Here is a 13,281-nt window from a genome sequence, read left to right as displayed (position 1 = left end):
TTCGATACGCTTTTGCACCGCGCTGGAAAGAGTCGCACAATGACCGATACCGACGCCCTGTACGCCGTCTCGCCGCTGGACGGTCGGTACGACGGACGGACCGCACCACTGTCGCCGTACGCGAGCGAGGCCGCCTTGATGCGGGCCCGCGTTCGCGTCGAGGTCGAGTACCTGATCGCGCTGGCCGACCTCGAGGCGACGCCGCTGGAACTCGGCCTCGAGGAACGCGAGGAGCTACGAGGACTCTACAAGCACTTCGCCGAGGAGGACGCCGAACTGATCAAGAAACTCGAGACCGAGGGCCACGCCGGCTTCGAGGCGACCAACCACGACGTCAAGGCCGTCGAGTACTTCGTGCGCCACCGACTGCCCGAGGGCAGCGACGCTTCAGCGTGGATCCACTTCGGGCTGACCAGCGAGGACGTGAACAACCTCGCCCATCGGCTGCTGGTCCGCGACGCCGTCGACGAGGTGTTGCTGCCCGAACTGTACGGCGTCCGCGACACGCTGGCCGAGATGGCTCGCGACTACCGCGACCTCCCGATGCTGGCCCGGACCCACGGCCAGCCAGCGACGCCGACGACCTTCGGCAAGGAGATGGCCGTCTACGCCTCGCGGCTGGGTCGTGCGACCGGCCGAATCCGGCAAGCGACCGACGACCTGCGCGGCAAACTCGGCGGCGCGTCGGGTACCTACGCGGCCCACGTCGCCGCCTATCCCGACGTCGACTGGCAGGACTTCGCCGAGGCGTTCGTCACGGAACTGGGCCTCGAGTTCGAACCGCTCACGACGCAGGTCAACCCCTGTGACGATCTGGCGGCGCTGTTCGACGCGTTCCGCGGGGCCAACGACGTCCTGCTCGATCTCGATCTGGACATGTGGCTCTACGTCTCCGATCGCTACCTCGGACAGGAGGCCGTCGAGGGCGAGACCGGCTCCTCGACGATGCCCCACAAGGTCAACCCGATCGACTTCGAGAACAGCGAGGGGAACCTCTCGAAAGCGAACTCGGACCTGACCTTCCTCGCGGACTACGTCACCACCTCCCGGCTCCAGCGGGACCTCTCGGACTCGACGGTCAAGCGCAACATCGGCGGGGCCTTCGCCCACTGCCTGATCGCCTACGGCAAGACCGCCGCCGGCCTCTCGAAGGTCGTGCCGAACGAGCAGGTCATGCGCGACGACCTCGAGGCCACCCCCGAGATCATCGGCGAGGCCGTCCAGACGGTCCTCCGGCGCGAGGGCCAGGAAGACGCCTACGAGCGCGTCAAGGCCGTGACTCGTGGGAAAGACGTTACCCTCGAGGACTTCCGCGAGATGTTCGACGACCTCGAGGTCGATGAGAGCGTCCGCGAGGAACTGCACGCGCTGACGCCGGCCGGGTACACGGGCGTGGCCAGCGAGTTGGTCGACGGCCTCGAGTAGGTGGCTGCCGAGTTTTAGAGATTGGGCGTGCTGGATCCAGATACTGGATATTAGAAGAGTCCTCGTCGGAAATAGACGCCGTATAGTGGTTCGTTCTCTCGTTTAACAGTTCGTTTATCGATCTTATACGGACTCTCAGACGAAGTGAGGGTTTCCCTCTCAAGTTGTCATCTGGTGTATATATAGTGGGGTGTGTGGCATAGCCGTTCTCGAGTCGCCTCGAGCCTTCGGGGGTAGGACGGTGGGTCCGATCGCCGAACGCGATGGGGCGACTACAGAGAACACGACTATGACGGAGAAGAAATTCGATCTCTCGCGGCGCAAAGTGCTCGGAAGTATCGGTCTCATCGGCGCTGGCAGCGCGGCTGCCGGCGCGGGGACGATGGCCTATTTCAGTGATACCGAGGAGAGTACGGGGAACACCGTGACTGCGGGGACGCTCGATCTTACGGTTAACGGACACAATGACATCAGCGGCTCGTACCTCGATGTCTCCGGTGTCGCCCCGGGCTGGTCCGAAGACGTTGACCTCACGCTGGCGAACGCTGGGAACGTCGGCGGAAACCTGTACATCAAGATCGACGCGTCTGGTGACCTCACGGACGACCTCGATCTGACCTACAGCATCGACGGCGGCGGGTCGGGCAGCGTCGATCTGAGCAACGTGCCAACTGATTGGATCGACACTGGACAGGATATCGGCGGGAGCGGAAGCGTCGAAGGGAACCTCGGTCTCGAGCTGCCGACCAGCGTTGGCAACGAGGCGCAGGGCGAAACCGCGGAAATCGACGTTGCCATGCAACTCGTCCAGAGCGGCGGCGATCCCTAACAGCATCCGTTCCCGCGAGGGAACGTCTAAACCATGAACGACGACAACAGTCGCGTATCAGTGACCCGACGACGCCTGCTCGGCGGCCTGTCAGCGATCGGTGCGGTTGGCGTGGCGTCGGGTGCCGGAACGTGGGCGTACTTCAGCGACACGGAGGAGAGCAGCGGAAACACCATCGAAGCCGGAACGCTCGACCTAAAAGTGGCCGACACTGACGAGGGATTCGGTGACGGGGTCTCAGGTACCTGGACGATCTCGAACGCTAAACCCGGTGACTCGGTGCTGGCGGATCTCACGCTCCAGAACGCTGGCTCGCTGGAAGCGGACCACGTGGAGATCGGCTTCTCGGTCGACGAAACCGAGGCTGATGGTTCAACCGGAACCAACGAGGCGGACACCATGCCCTCGAGCGCCGACGGCATGGCCGACCAGTTCGAGGTCACCGTGTTCACGTACAACGGCACCAACGTTCGCAGCAACCTATCCGACGCCAACAGCAACGGCATCGTGGATATCGACGATCTGGTGACCGGCAACGGCGCGGTACTCGACGACTTGAGTCCGCCCCCGAGCGCGAACGGCGGCACCGAGTCGATGACGATGGAGTTCCGGTGGGCCCACGATGACGAGTTCGACAACTCGGTGTCCGGGATCAACAACGACTACCAGGGCGACGAGTTCGATCTCACGGTCACGTACGCCCTGCATCAGGACTCCGGCCAGGACCTGTAGCGTCCGCCGCTTCCATTTCTCGGCAGTTGGAGTTGGGCCACAGGTCGCGACGGACCGAACGGCTGTTGCGGCTGATTGGAAGAGTGACAGCGACAGGAACGAGACGCTACGCCGCCAGCACAGAAATGGATCGCCGGAACGGCTACCGACGGGTCGATGAGTTCGGTGTCGTCTCGTTGGTTCCCTGTCCGTTCGATTCAGTCGTCGACGCGTTCTGAGAACTATCGGCCGTCACCGCGCCGTCATTGTCGGAATCTTCACCGCTGGCATCTCCCGTTCCCGATTGATTTCCGCTCTCGTTCGCCTCGAGTCCGGTTTCGTTGCCGCTCATCTCGTCGCTGTTCGTCTCGTTGCTATCGGATTCGATTCCGTTTTCCCGGCTGGTTTCGTTCGGTTGTTCTTCGTCGGTACTCACCGACTCGTTCCAGCTGGCTTCGACCTCGCCGAGCGTCACCTCTTCCTCGTCGGTCAAGCCACCCGTCGTCGTCGACACCGTCGCCCCTGTCAGCGCGAGCGTGATCACCGCGAGCAGAAGCACGAATCTCGTTCGTTGGTTCGGTTGCATTGGTATCAATCGTCTTCCGTCGGTTCCGGAGCGCCGTTCCCCGCCGCTCGAGCCCCCGTCGAATCGCCGTCACCGTCCCTGTCGGTGGTGTCATCGTCGCCTTCAGCGCGCTTCCACGCCCGGTACAGGTCCCACACTTCCGAGACGGCCAGCAACGCACCCGGGACGATCACGAACAGCGCGAGCCCGAGCCTCGAGCCGGCGAACAGAACTACGTGACCGATGTACGGCAGCGTGTGCGTGTGCCGGCCCTCGACGGCGCTGGCCGGGACGAGGTCGCCGTCGGGGTCGTCGTTCGCGTCACCCTGCGTCCGGAACTGTCGTTCGCCGTCACGTTCGACGACCTCGACCACACGGTGGGTCGTCCGTTCGCCGCTGCCGTCCGCATACGTGATCACATCGCCCTCCTCGATCGACGCCGGATCGACATCTTCGACGAGGATCACGTCGCCCGACTCGAACGTCGGGCTCATGCTGTCGGAGAGGACGACGTGGCTCTGGCTGGCGCCCGCCAGTTGCGGGACGCCGACGATGATGAACGGCGCGACGACGGCGAGCAGTACGAGGACGCCGACGACGTTGACAATGGTTCGTCGCTCCGAGACGGCCTCGCGTATGGACTTGATCATCGTCACTGCACCTCACGCCGGCGGGTCCCCGGCCGAGCCGAGGCGGTTCGCTCGTTCGTGATATCGATGCGCGACCGCCGATCCTACGAACAGCAGCGTGACGAGAGCGGCGAGTCCGAGCCCGGGAAGTTCTGAGAACGGGAAGAGACCAACTCCCGAAAGCGTCACCGCGACCGCACAGAGACCCCCGAGCCCGAGGTAGTACGTACTCCACGGAATCTCGTCGTGCGGGACGACGTCCAGATACACCTCGAGTTCGGACGCGTCGTCGGTCAGTTCGATAACGCCGGCCGAGGAGTCGAACTCGACGATGTCGTTCTCGTCCATTTTCGGCAGGTGAGACTGCCGAAGCGCCGTATAGACGCGCATTCGCTGCTTGTGGGTCACGGCGTCGACGTCGACATCGTTCTCCCAGGCCGCGAGCTCCCTCGATAGCTCGCGGAGCGACACTTCCCGCTGTTCCCGCATGAGATAGTGCAGGCTGTACCGCCGCCGCGGACAACTCAGCATGGTGAACGCCACGTCCTGAGTCAGTCCGTCGCTCGCGTCGTCGATCCCTTCGTCAGTCTCCTCGATCGCGGTCTCGCCGATCGATTCGACGCTCATCCGTTCGACCACCGGGGTCGGCGGCGAACGGTCCCCTGTACCGTTCTCGTTCGAAGTCTCCCCCTCATACGATAGTGCGATCCGTCCTGTGGCGACTGTGATAAATAGTTATTAACCGGTTGTCTCTCGGAGAGACTTTCTAGCCAAGATTAATAATAGAATTACGAACTCGAGGATAGACCTATTATCGAACCATGGCAAATACGGCTGTTTTAACCCCATTACTGTAGCTTTCAGATATTTCCGATAGTGTTTGATTTCGGATATCAGTACCAAACGCGAATCGGAACCCGGTCAAAAACGAGCGAGTCCGAGGGCTCACCTCGAGCCGTCCGTCTGCTTCGCGATACCGGATCGCAGTACCGGAATCGTGATAGTATTGGATGCCCTCGACCGAGGGCTCATATGGAGTATCTGCTCTGGGTGATCGTCGCTCTCCTCGCCTACGGGTTGATGGCACCGCTGACGAGTTTCGTGACGAAGGAGGTTCCGCCCGCGGTCGCGCTCTTTCTCTCGACGACGATCTTCCTCTGTCTGACGGCGGTCGTCCTCCTGGTGTCCGGGACGGGCCAGCCGGCCGACGTGACGACGCCCTCGGCGGGGATCGTCTACGTCGCCGGCCTCTTCCTCTCGACGGGGATCCTCGCGTACTATCAGGCCTTAGAGCAGGGACCGGTCAGCGTCGTCGTGCCGATTTACGGCCTCTTTATCGTCGGGAGTTCGATCGTCGGCATCGCCGCACTGGGCGAGGAACTGACCGCGACGCGGGCGGCCGGGATCGCCGTCGCGACGGCGGCGATCTACCTCGCCGCGGGAGGTGAGGAATAATGCGCCGATACCTCGAGCTATCGGTCCTCGCCTGTCTGGCCTACAGTCTGGTCGCGCCGCTGCTCTCGATCGCGATGACCGATCTGCCGAGTTCCCTCGCCGTGTTCCTCTCGAACTCGGTGATGTTCGTCACCGTCGGCCTCGTCGTCCGCTATCGTGGCCACCCCGTGCGGCCGTATCTGCACCACCCCCGCACCCCGTACATCCTCGCGATGGGCGTGTTGCTGACGATCGGATTGCTGACCTACTACCGGGCGCTCGCGCTCGGCCCGGTGAGCATCGTCGTCCCGATTTACGGCCTGTTCATCGTAGTCAGTTCCCTGATCGGGATCGTCGCCTTCGACGAGACCGTCACACCGCGTAAACTCGCCGCCATCGCACTGAGCGTGGTCGCGATCGCGCTGATGTCGGTCTGACGCCGGGGACGAGACACCGTCACGACGGGCGAACAGTTCACCGAGAAAACAGTTATTGTGCGTGCCGGGCCAATTGACACACATGCGAACCGCACTCCGCTATCACGCGTCCATGGCCATTATCGGCGGCACGCTCGGTTTCATGGGATTGTCGACGCTCGCGTCGGGGACCACCTCCATTCCGGCCGTTTTGCTCTCGATCGGCGGCGTCGGGATGGTACTGGCGACGGCCTACCAGGTCACGATCGCCGACGATCCCTCGATCCCCGACGACCGGGTAGTAACCGTCGTGACGGTCGGTGCGATCCTCACCGTTCTCGGGGGACTCCTCACGTTGCTGTCCTGACGCCGCGCAGAGAATCGAATCGTACCGCCCTATTCGACCAGTTCCGATAGCGTCGCCTCGAGCGCTCGGGCAGCCTTCCGAACGGCCTCGAGCCGCACGTACTCCCGTGGCGCGTGTGCGACGGCCCCCTCGTCGTCGGCGAGGACGCCGGGGCCGAAGACGACCGTCGGGGCGTCGGCGGCGAAGTAGGACGCTTCCGTCGCCGCGGTGAACGGCCGGACCTCGCCGCCAGCGGCGTTCGCAAGCGTTCGCGCAACCGGCGCGTCGGGATCGGTGTCCCAGGCCTCGAGGAACGGCGTCGGTCGGTCGGTAAAGCGAAAGTCGAGGTCGACATCGTCGGGGACGGCGGCCCGCAGGTGCGCGGTCAGCGCTTCGTGGAACTCGTCGGCCGTCTCCGGGGGGACGCTCCGGCGGTCGACGGTCAATGCGGCGTCTGCCGGCACCTGATTCGTCGCCTCACCGCCCTCGACGACGGTCGGGGTCAGCGTCGCCGCACCGAGTTGCGGATGGGTCGGCGGCGCGTCGGCGCGCTCGCCGAAGGTCCGGACCGCCTCGAGGACGCTCTCGAGGGCGGCGACGGCATTGGTTCCGGTCTCGGGTTCGGCGGCGTGGGCGTTGGCACCCGAAAGGTGGATCGTTCCCTGGAACCGGCCCTTGGCGGCCGTACAGACGTCGAGGTCGGTTGGTTCGCCGACGATTACGGCGTCGGCGTCCGCGGTGGGCGACGCCTCGCCGGAGACGAGCGCGTACGCGCCCGTCGAGAGGACTTCCTCGTCGGGGGTGACCGCGAGCGTGACGCGGTCATCGGTCGGCTCGACCGCGAAAAAGGCCGACAACAGCGCCGCGAGCGGTCCCTTCGCGTCACAGGAGCCCCGTCCGCGGATCACCTCGCCGCCGTCGGCCTCGGGCGCATCCGGGTCGCGCTCGTAAGGGACGTGGGGCGAGACCGTGTCGATGTGGGTGTTCAACACGACGTGGCTGTCGGCGTCGGCCGCCGGCGGTCCGCGACTCGCCAGCACGTTTCCGGCGTCGTCGACGCGGGGGTCGACCCCGTGGGTCTCGAGCGTCTCACGGAGGAACGCCCGCATCGGGCCGACGTCCTCGTGGGAGGCGTGCTGGACCGCCGTCTCGAGGAACGCGATGGGGTCGAACTCGTCGTCGCCGTCGGGGCCGCTCGCGGTCGGCTCGTCCCCGCTCATCGCTGGATCCCGTTCACAGTTCGGTCGGCGATCGGACGGCTACCTCGCCGTCGAACTCGTGTTCGACGGGGCCGGCGAGCGTCGCGTTCCCCCGGTCGTTGAAGCTCACCTGCAGGTCCCCGCCCGGCGGTCGGACCTCGACCGGATCGGCGTCGGTCAGTCCGAGCCGTCGCGCGACGACCGCGATGGCGACCGCACCGGTGCCACAGGAGTCGGTCTCGTCCTCGACACCGCGTTCGTAGGTCCGCTGGTCGAAGCCGCCCTCGCCGTCGGGGCTGGCGATCGTGACGTTCGTCCCGACGGGGAACGCGTCGGCGTAGCGGACCCGCGGCGCGACGGCCTCGAGGTCGACCGCGTCAACGTCGTCGACGAAGCTCACGGCGTGTGGGACGCCGGTGTTGACCATCGTCACCTCGAGGCCTTCGATCTCCTCCTCGAAGACCGGTTCGTCGGCCCTGACGGGGACCTCCTCGGGGTCGAACGTCGGGGTCCCCATCTCGATGATGATCCCGTCGTCGGTCCGGTCCGCGCGCAGGGTGCCGGCCTGCGTGTCGATCATGACGCTGTCGGCTCCGGTCCGATCCATGGCCCAGTCGGCCGCACAGCGCGCGCCGTTGCCACACATCGGCGCGGTCGCGCCGTCGGGCTGGACCAGCGTCATCACGACGCGGGGCGGGTTGAACCGCTCCTCGAGGGCGAGATAGAGGATCCCGTCGGCACCGACGCCGTCGTCGCGGTCGCACTCGCGTTCGGCGAGCGCACCCCGATTGGGGACGTACTCGTCAGCCTGGATGATTAGAAAGTCGTTGCCGGTGCCGTGGTACTTCTGGAATGGGACGCTCATCGTACTTGGTCGTTGTCGGTGTCGGTCGCTCGGTCGTGGTCGTTCTTTCGATCCGCCGGTGCAGTATGGCTCGCCTCGCACTCTCGTGGTGACTCGCTCACGGGTCGTTCCGCCCCGCTCCATCATCGAGGCGCTCACTTCGGTCGCGCCTCGCATCGCTCGAGGTATCCGAGACGCCCCGCGCCTCGCGTTCGGGGCGGGTCACGTCGGTGACCGTCTCGCGACGGCGGGCGAGTCGCGCCTGGCCGTCCGCGAGGACGATCGACGCGGGTCGAGGTCTGGTGTTGTACTGGTTCGCCATTTCGTAGCCGTAGGCCCCCGCATTGCCGATCGCGAGGATGTCCGCACGTTCGCTTGCCGGTAGTTCACGCTCGGCACAGAAAACGTCGCCGCTCTCGCAGATGGGGCCGGCGACGGTCTGCGGAACGATCTCGCGCCCGGCGGCGTCGGTCGCATCGCGATCGCTCGAGCCGTCGCCCGCCGTCTCGGCGGTCAGGTTCCGGATCGGGTGGTAGGCGTCGTACATCGCCGGCCGGAGCAGGGTCGTCATCCCGGCGTCGACGCCGGTAACGGTCGTCTCGCGGGCTTCCTTGACCGTGTTCACTTCGGTCAGCAACACGCCCGCGTCCGCGACGAAGTAGCGGCCGGGCTCGATCGTCAGGTCGGCGTCGACCGCGCCCAGCGCCTCGCGGGTCGCCTCGGCGACGCTCTCGAGGTCGAGCGGTTCCTCGTCCTCGCGGTAGGGCACCCCGAAGCCGCCGCCGACGTCGACGAACTCGAGGCCGCCGACGGCCTCGCGCGCCTCACGGGTCGCTTCGCTCCCCGTTCGGCTATCCGAGGCGCGTAGCGCCTCGCTCACGTCCCGCGCGAGATCACCCATCCGCGCGACGAACTCCCGGTGGGCCTCGAGTTGGTCGCTCGAGACGCCGGAGCCGACGTGGGCGTGGATCCCGACGACGTCGAAGCCGCGGTCGGCGGCGTCGGCCAGCACGTCGACGGCCCGCTCGGCGGGGACGCCGAACTTCGCGGCCGCACCGGTTTTGACCTTCTCGTGGTGGCCGGCACCGATACCCGGGTTCACCCGTAGACAGAGCCGGCCGTCGTAGCCCCGCTCCTCGAGGCGATCGATCGTGTCCGTGGAGCCGGCGGTGACGGTCAGCTCCGGCTCGTCGGCCCAGGCGTCGACGATCCAGTCGAGATCCCGCGCCGGCGGGTTGACCGCCGTGTAGTGGATCTCCGACCCGGCCGCGCCCGCCTCGAGCGCGCGCTGGACCTCGCCGGCGGAGGCACACTCGAGGCCCGCCCCCGCCTCGTGGAGCGTCGAGAGAACGTCCCCCAGCGCGTTGGCTTTCACCGCGTACAGGATCTCGGCGTCGGGAAAGGCGGTCTCGAGGCGGCGGTAGTTCTCCCGGACCCGCTCGAGATCGAGGACGTACAGCGGCGAGCCGTAGTCCTCGACGAGCGTGTGTAGTTCGGCCGCGTCCCAGTCGGAGAGGCGGCGGACGGGCACCGAAGCCGCGGCGTCAGTCATTGGTACCTCAAAGTGAGCGAGAGGATTCAAGCGTTTGGGTTCTCCGCTACTCCGATTCCCGTTCTTCTATCGCGATCCGATCGTCCGTCACGTCGTCGATCGATTCGTCCGACGAAACGATCGGATCTGCCTCCGCGTAGGCGACGTGATACGCGTCGAACGCAGTGAGACCGTCTTCTTCCATATAGTCCGCCGCCTGAAACAGGACGTCCTCGTCTTCGGGGATAGTCGCGATTTCGAGCGCGGACGTGAGCGCTTCCATCCGATCGAACTCGAACCGGTCCGAGATCACGAGCAGTTCGAGCAGCGTCGCCCGCGAGGTGTAGATTTCTCCGTCGTTCTCGAGCGCGATCTCGGCTGCCCGATCCTGCAGCCAGTCGTCGTCTTTCACCAACGCGATGAAGAAGTCGATATCGGCGTATATCATCTGACCCTAGTCACTCGCGTCGTCTATCGCGTCCGTTCGAGCGTTCTCGCGTGCCTCGCGCTTGATCTCGTCGATCGATCTGCCGTCGAAGGCGTCACCGACGGCATCGCGGAGGCCCTCGATCGGGTCGTCGTTCAACGGGATCAGTTCGATCCGATCCTCGAGTTCGACGACGCGGTATCGGTCGCCGTGTCTCTCACGGATCTCGTGGGGGATGACGATGCGACCTCGATCGTCGGCTTCGGCTCGTTTGCTCATTACGATCCACTACTGGGGGAACGACTAAAAGTCCTCCCACGATCTCCTGTGGTTTCCCCGGACCGAGTGCGATCACGGCGATTCGTCCGAGGCCGTCGGGCACGGCTCGTCTATTCCCGAAGCGCGTCCTCGCGCTCGGTCGCCTCGAGCGTTTCCGTTTCTAGGTCGGTCGCCACGACGGCGGGCTTGTACGCGCCGCCCTCGAAGAGGTCGTGGTCGCTGATCGAGGACTCGACGAACCGGGTAAAGGCGCGCCGATCCGCGGGCAGTTCGCCGTAGAGAACCTCCTCCTCGACGAGGTCGTAGACGGGGATACGCGGCGTCAACAGGGTGTTCTCGCCGACGACGCTGTTCTCGCCGACGACGAAGCCGCTGGTGACGCGACAGCCCGCACCGAGCGAGACGTTGTCCTCGACGATGACCGGCGCGTTCTCGACCGGCTCGAGGACGCCGCCGATGAGGGTGTTCGCGCCGAGCTTGACGTTATCGCCGATCTGGGCACAGGAGCCGACCGTGTCACAGGAGTCGACGAGCGTGCCGTCGCCGACGTACGCGCCGATGTTGACGAACGACGGGCTCATCATGATGCAGTCCGAGCCGATGTGAGCGCCCCGTCGGACGACGGTGCCGTCGGGCGTGTTGCGGCTCCCGCGGTCGCCGTACGCGCTCGCGTCCGCAAGCGGCAGCACGTCGTTGTACGTCGTGTCGCCGTGGTCGTACTGCTGGATCTCCCGAAGGCCGAAGTTCAGCAGGATCCCCTGCTTGACCCACTCGTTTGCCTCCCACTCGTCGCCCGACTTCTCGGCGGCCCGGACCTCGCCGGACTCGAGGGCGTCGAGGAAGGCCTCGAGGGTGGCGTATTCGTCCTCGCCGGCGGTGTCAGCGCTGACGTCGCCGTCCTGTTTGCGGTCCCACAGCTCGCCGATTTCGCGTTCGAGTGCGCTCATTCTCCGATCACGTCTGCGAAGTCGTACCACCCTGCCTTCTGTCCAGCGATCCAGACCGCCGCGTCGACCGCGCCCGCGGCGAAGACCCCGCGGTCCTCGGCGCGGTGGGTGAGCCGGACCTCCTCGTGGTTGTCCGCGAGGACGATCTCGTGTTCGCCCGTAACGTTGCCCGCACGAAGCGCGTGGACCCCGATTTCGGACTCCGATCGCGGGGCCTCGCCCTCGCGGCCGTGAACGCGTTCGCCGAAGTCACCGTTGGCCTCGATCTCCTCGAGCAGCCGGTTGGCGGTGCCGCTCGGGGCGTCGCGCTTGGCGTTGTGATGGGTCTCGACGAGTTCCACGTCGTAGCCCGGCAGGTTCCGGACTGCCTCGCCGACGACGTTGAGCAGGGCCTGCACGCCGCGGGCGAAGTTCGGCGCGTGCAGGACCGGGATCTCCTCGCTTGCGTCCTCGAGAGCTTCGTACTCGTCGTCGTCGAAGCCGGTCGTCCCAGTGACGAAGGCGACGCCGGCGTCGGCGCAGGCACGGGCGTAGTCGACGGCCGACTCCGGGCCGGTGAAGTCGATCACGGCGGCCGGTTCGCGGTCGGCGACCAGCGAGTCGAACTCGGCCGCGGGCTCGATGTCGACGCCCTCGATCGTCTCGCCGTCCGGATCGCGGTTGACTGCGAAAGCGACCTCGCAGTCCTCGCGTCCCGCCGCTGCCGCGATGACTTCCCGGCCCATTCGCCCGGTCGCGCCGGTGACGCCCAGCCGGACCGTCATCGATCACCCTCCGCCGGATCGGCGACGTCCGTCTCGTCGCGCTCGAGGTCGGCCAGCACTGCCTCGAGGTCCTCGCGATACTCGTCGGCCAGTCGGGACAGCGGCGAGCGCAGGCGGGCCGGCCCGTAGCCCCGGATCCCCATGGCCTCCTTGACCGGGATGGGGTTGGTCTCGACGAACAGTTCGCGAAACAGCGGGCCGAGTTCGTGGTGCAGTTCTCTGGCGCGTTCGTAATCGCCCTCCAGTGCCGCACCGACCATGGCACACGTGCGCTCGGGTTCGATGTTCGCGGCGACGCTGATCGTTCCAGTGCCGCCGACCGAGAGGGTCGGGAGGGTCATGCCGTCGTCGCCCGACAGCACCGCAAAGTCCTCCTCACGCGTGCGTTCGACGACCTCACTGATCTGGCCCAGATCACCGCTTGCGGCCTTGTAGCCCGCGATGTTCTCGTGGCTCGCCAGCTCGACGGCGGTGTCGGGCTCGATGTTCCGACCCGTCCGGGAGGGGACGTTGTAGACGATCTGGGGCAGGTCGACGGCGTCCGCGATCGTCCGGTAATGCTCGATCAGTCCCCGCTGCTCGGGCTTGTTGTAGTACGGCGAGATGAGCAGGAGGCCGTCGGCGCCCGCGTCGGCGGCCCGCTCGGACAGTTCCAGCGCCTCGCGGGTGTTATTCGAACCGGTGCCCGCGATGACGGGCACGTCGTCGACGGCCTCGATGACGGCCTCGACGACCTCTACGTGTTCGTCGTGGGTCAGCGTCGCCGACTCGCCGGTCGAGCCGACCGGGACGAGCCCGTCGACGCCCGCGGTCTCGAGGCGCTGGGCGTCGGTCTGGAGCGTTTCGAAGTCGATCCGTTCGTCCTCGTCGAAGGGCGTACACATCGCCGGGAAGACGCCCGAAAGGTCGATAGCAGTCATGTGTTGGTGTCGTTG

At 66.0% G+C, this 13,281-nt stretch carries 17 protein-coding genes; 6 read left to right on the top strand and 11 right to left on the bottom strand.

Annotated elements, in window-relative coordinates:
• The first annotated feature begins 39 nt into the window (after nucleotides 1–39).
• The 3 genes from purB to ACSBP4_RS09325 all read left to right on the top strand — a co-directional run bounded on the left by purB (nucleotide 40) and on the right by ACSBP4_RS09325 (nucleotide 2,986).
• On the top strand, nucleotides 40–1,425 hold the full coding sequence (purB, locus tag ACSBP4_RS09335; RefSeq protein ID WP_435552053.1) for an adenylosuccinate lyase: 1,386 nt from the start codon (nucleotides 40–42) through the stop codon (nucleotides 1,423–1,425).
• A 289-nt stretch (nucleotides 1,426–1,714) separates the two neighbouring features.
• Complete coding sequence (locus tag ACSBP4_RS09330; protein ID WP_435552052.1) at nucleotides 1,715–2,254, top strand: TasA family protein; 540 nt, start codon at nucleotides 1,715–1,717, stop codon at nucleotides 2,252–2,254.
• A gap of 60 nt (nucleotides 2,255–2,314) precedes the next feature.
• Nucleotides 2,315–2,986 (top strand): TasA family protein, encoded by a 672-nt coding sequence (locus ACSBP4_RS09325; protein ID WP_435552051.1) that lies wholly within the window; start codon nucleotides 2,315–2,317, stop codon nucleotides 2,984–2,986.
• A 142-nt stretch (nucleotides 2,987–3,128) separates the two neighbouring features.
• On the opposite strand, the gene ACSBP4_RS09320 is transcribed toward ACSBP4_RS09325, so the two are convergent.
• From ACSBP4_RS09320 to ACSBP4_RS09310, 3 genes are read right to left on the bottom strand one after another with little or no spacing between them, the layout of a single operon-like run.
• On the bottom strand, nucleotides 3,129–3,551 hold the full coding sequence (locus tag ACSBP4_RS09320) for a hypothetical protein (protein WP_435552050.1): 423 nt from the start codon (nucleotides 3,549–3,551) through the stop codon (nucleotides 3,129–3,131).
• Nucleotides 3,552–3,556: 5 nt separating this feature from the next.
• Nucleotides 3,557–4,180, bottom strand: a complete 624-nt coding sequence (locus ACSBP4_RS09315) for a signal peptidase I (protein WP_435552049.1) — start codon at nucleotides 4,178–4,180, stop codon at nucleotides 3,557–3,559.
• 12 nt (nucleotides 4,181–4,192) lie between these two features.
• Entirely contained in the window at nucleotides 4,193–4,786 is a 594-nt protein-coding gene (locus tag ACSBP4_RS09310; protein ID WP_435552048.1) for a DUF7344 domain-containing protein, read from the bottom strand.
• Nucleotides 4,787–5,191: 405 nt separating this feature from the next.
• Between ACSBP4_RS09310 and ACSBP4_RS09305 the strand changes: the two genes are divergently transcribed.
• From ACSBP4_RS09305 to ACSBP4_RS09295, 3 genes are all read left to right on the top strand, one after another.
• Nucleotides 5,192–5,614, top strand: a complete 423-nt coding sequence (locus ACSBP4_RS09305) for an EamA family transporter (protein ID WP_435552047.1) — start codon at nucleotides 5,192–5,194, stop codon at nucleotides 5,612–5,614.
• The gene (locus tag ACSBP4_RS09300) at nucleotides 5,614–6,030 is read left to right on the top strand and encodes an EamA family transporter (protein WP_006181407.1); all 417 of its coding nucleotides are present in this window, start codon (nucleotides 5,614–5,616) and stop codon (nucleotides 6,028–6,030) included. The genes ACSBP4_RS09305 and ACSBP4_RS09300 overlap by 1 nt, the downstream gene beginning before the upstream one ends.
• 82 nt (nucleotides 6,031–6,112) lie before the next feature.
• A complete protein-coding gene (locus ACSBP4_RS09295) occupies nucleotides 6,113–6,376 on the top strand; it encodes a hypothetical protein (RefSeq protein ID WP_006650144.1) in 264 nt (87 codons plus the stop codon).
• A 29-nt stretch (nucleotides 6,377–6,405) separates the two neighbouring features.
• Here ACSBP4_RS09295 and ACSBP4_RS09290 read toward each other — a convergent pair whose 3' ends face one another.
• The 8 genes from ACSBP4_RS09290 to dapA all read right to left on the bottom strand — a co-directional run bounded on the left by ACSBP4_RS09290 (nucleotide 6,406) and on the right by dapA (nucleotide 13,266).
• The gene (locus ACSBP4_RS09290) at nucleotides 6,406–7,575 is read right to left on the bottom strand and encodes a M20 family metallopeptidase (protein ID WP_435552046.1); all 1,170 of its coding nucleotides are present in this window, start codon (nucleotides 7,573–7,575) and stop codon (nucleotides 6,406–6,408) included.
• A gap of 13 nt (nucleotides 7,576–7,588) precedes the next feature.
• Nucleotides 7,589–8,419 carry a diaminopimelate epimerase gene (gene dapF / locus ACSBP4_RS09285; RefSeq protein WP_435552045.1) on the bottom strand — a complete coding sequence of 277 codons (831 nt, stop codon included), beginning with the start codon at nucleotides 8,417–8,419 and terminating at the stop codon, nucleotides 7,589–7,591.
• A gap of 97 nt (nucleotides 8,420–8,516) precedes the next feature.
• Nucleotides 8,517–9,950 (bottom strand): diaminopimelate decarboxylase, encoded by a 1,434-nt coding sequence (lysA, locus tag ACSBP4_RS09280; protein WP_435552044.1) that lies wholly within the window; start codon nucleotides 9,948–9,950, stop codon nucleotides 8,517–8,519.
• 46 nt (nucleotides 9,951–9,996) lie between these two features.
• Entirely contained in the window at nucleotides 9,997–10,377 is a 381-nt protein-coding gene (locus ACSBP4_RS09275; protein ID WP_435552043.1) for a type II toxin-antitoxin system VapC family toxin, read from the bottom strand.
• 6 nt (nucleotides 10,378–10,383) lie between these two features.
• Nucleotides 10,384–10,635, bottom strand: a complete 252-nt coding sequence (locus ACSBP4_RS09270) for an AbrB/MazE/SpoVT family DNA-binding domain-containing protein (RefSeq protein WP_049964964.1) — start codon at nucleotides 10,633–10,635, stop codon at nucleotides 10,384–10,386.
• Between the two features lie 110 nt (nucleotides 10,636–10,745).
• On the bottom strand, nucleotides 10,746–11,582 hold the full coding sequence (locus ACSBP4_RS09265; RefSeq protein ID WP_435552042.1) for a 2,3,4,5-tetrahydropyridine-2,6-dicarboxylate N-succinyltransferase: 837 nt from the start codon (nucleotides 11,580–11,582) through the stop codon (nucleotides 10,746–10,748).
• Nucleotides 11,579–12,346, bottom strand: coding sequence for a 4-hydroxy-tetrahydrodipicolinate reductase (gene dapB, locus ACSBP4_RS09260; RefSeq protein ID WP_435552041.1), 768 nt, complete (start codon nucleotides 12,344–12,346; stop codon nucleotides 11,579–11,581). Before dapB ends, ACSBP4_RS09265 begins: the two co-directional genes overlap by 4 nt.
• Nucleotides 12,343–13,266, bottom strand: coding sequence for a 4-hydroxy-tetrahydrodipicolinate synthase (dapA, locus tag ACSBP4_RS09255; protein WP_435552040.1), 924 nt, complete (start codon nucleotides 13,264–13,266; stop codon nucleotides 12,343–12,345). Before dapA ends, dapB begins: the two co-directional genes overlap by 4 nt.
• Between the last annotated feature and the right edge of the window lie 15 nt (nucleotides 13,267–13,281).

This window comes from Natrinema sp. CGMCC1.2065, from assembly GCF_051225675.1.
Taxonomy (GTDB): domain Archaea; phylum Halobacteriota; class Halobacteria; order Halobacteriales; family Natrialbaceae; genus Natrinema; species Natrinema thermotolerans.
This window is presented reverse-complemented; position numbering and strand designations above follow the sequence as displayed.

What these genes read in the sequence shown, in the direction of transcription:
- purB (WP_435552053.1), top strand. Translation starts at nt 40, where the DNA reads ATGACCGATACCGACGCCCTGTACGCCGTCTCGCCGCTGGACGGTCGG.
- ACSBP4_RS09330 (WP_435552052.1), top strand. Translation starts at nt 1,715, where the DNA reads ATGACGGAGAAGAAATTCGATCTCTCGCGGCGCAAAGTGCTCGGAAGT.
- ACSBP4_RS09320 (WP_435552050.1), bottom strand. Translation starts at nt 3,551, where the DNA reads ATGCAACCGAACCAACGAACGAGATTCGTGCTTCTGCTCGCGGTGATC.
- ACSBP4_RS09315 (WP_435552049.1), bottom strand. Translation starts at nt 4,180, where the DNA reads ATGATCAAGTCCATACGCGAGGCCGTCTCGGAGCGACGAACCATTGTC.
- ACSBP4_RS09310 (WP_435552048.1), bottom strand. Translation starts at nt 4,786, where the DNA reads ATGAGCGTCGAATCGATCGGCGAGACCGCGATCGAGGAGACTGACGAA.
- ACSBP4_RS09305 (WP_435552047.1), top strand. Translation starts at nt 5,192, where the DNA reads ATGGAGTATCTGCTCTGGGTGATCGTCGCTCTCCTCGCCTACGGGTTG.
- ACSBP4_RS09300 (WP_006181407.1), top strand. Translation starts at nt 5,614, where the DNA reads ATGCGCCGATACCTCGAGCTATCGGTCCTCGCCTGTCTGGCCTACAGT.
- ACSBP4_RS09295 (WP_006650144.1), top strand. Translation starts at nt 6,113, where the DNA reads ATGCGAACCGCACTCCGCTATCACGCGTCCATGGCCATTATCGGCGGC.
- ACSBP4_RS09290 (WP_435552046.1), bottom strand. Translation starts at nt 7,575, where the DNA reads ATGAGCGGGGACGAGCCGACCGCGAGCGGCCCCGACGGCGACGACGAG.
- dapF (WP_435552045.1), bottom strand. Translation starts at nt 8,419, where the DNA reads ATGAGCGTCCCATTCCAGAAGTACCACGGCACCGGCAACGACTTTCTA.
- lysA (WP_435552044.1), bottom strand. Translation starts at nt 9,950, where the DNA reads ATGACTGACGCCGCGGCTTCGGTGCCCGTCCGCCGCCTCTCCGACTGG.
- ACSBP4_RS09275 (WP_435552043.1), bottom strand. Translation starts at nt 10,377, where the DNA reads ATGATATACGCCGATATCGACTTCTTCATCGCGTTGGTGAAAGACGAC.
- ACSBP4_RS09270 (WP_049964964.1), bottom strand. Translation starts at nt 10,635, where the DNA reads ATGAGCAAACGAGCCGAAGCCGACGATCGAGGTCGCATCGTCATCCCC.
- ACSBP4_RS09265 (WP_435552042.1), bottom strand. Translation starts at nt 11,582, where the DNA reads ATGAGCGCACTCGAACGCGAAATCGGCGAGCTGTGGGACCGCAAACAG.
- dapB (WP_435552041.1), bottom strand. Translation starts at nt 12,346, where the DNA reads ATGACGGTCCGGCTGGGCGTCACCGGCGCGACCGGGCGAATGGGCCGG.
- dapA (WP_435552040.1), bottom strand. Translation starts at nt 13,266, where the DNA reads ATGACTGCTATCGACCTTTCGGGCGTCTTCCCGGCGATGTGTACGCCC.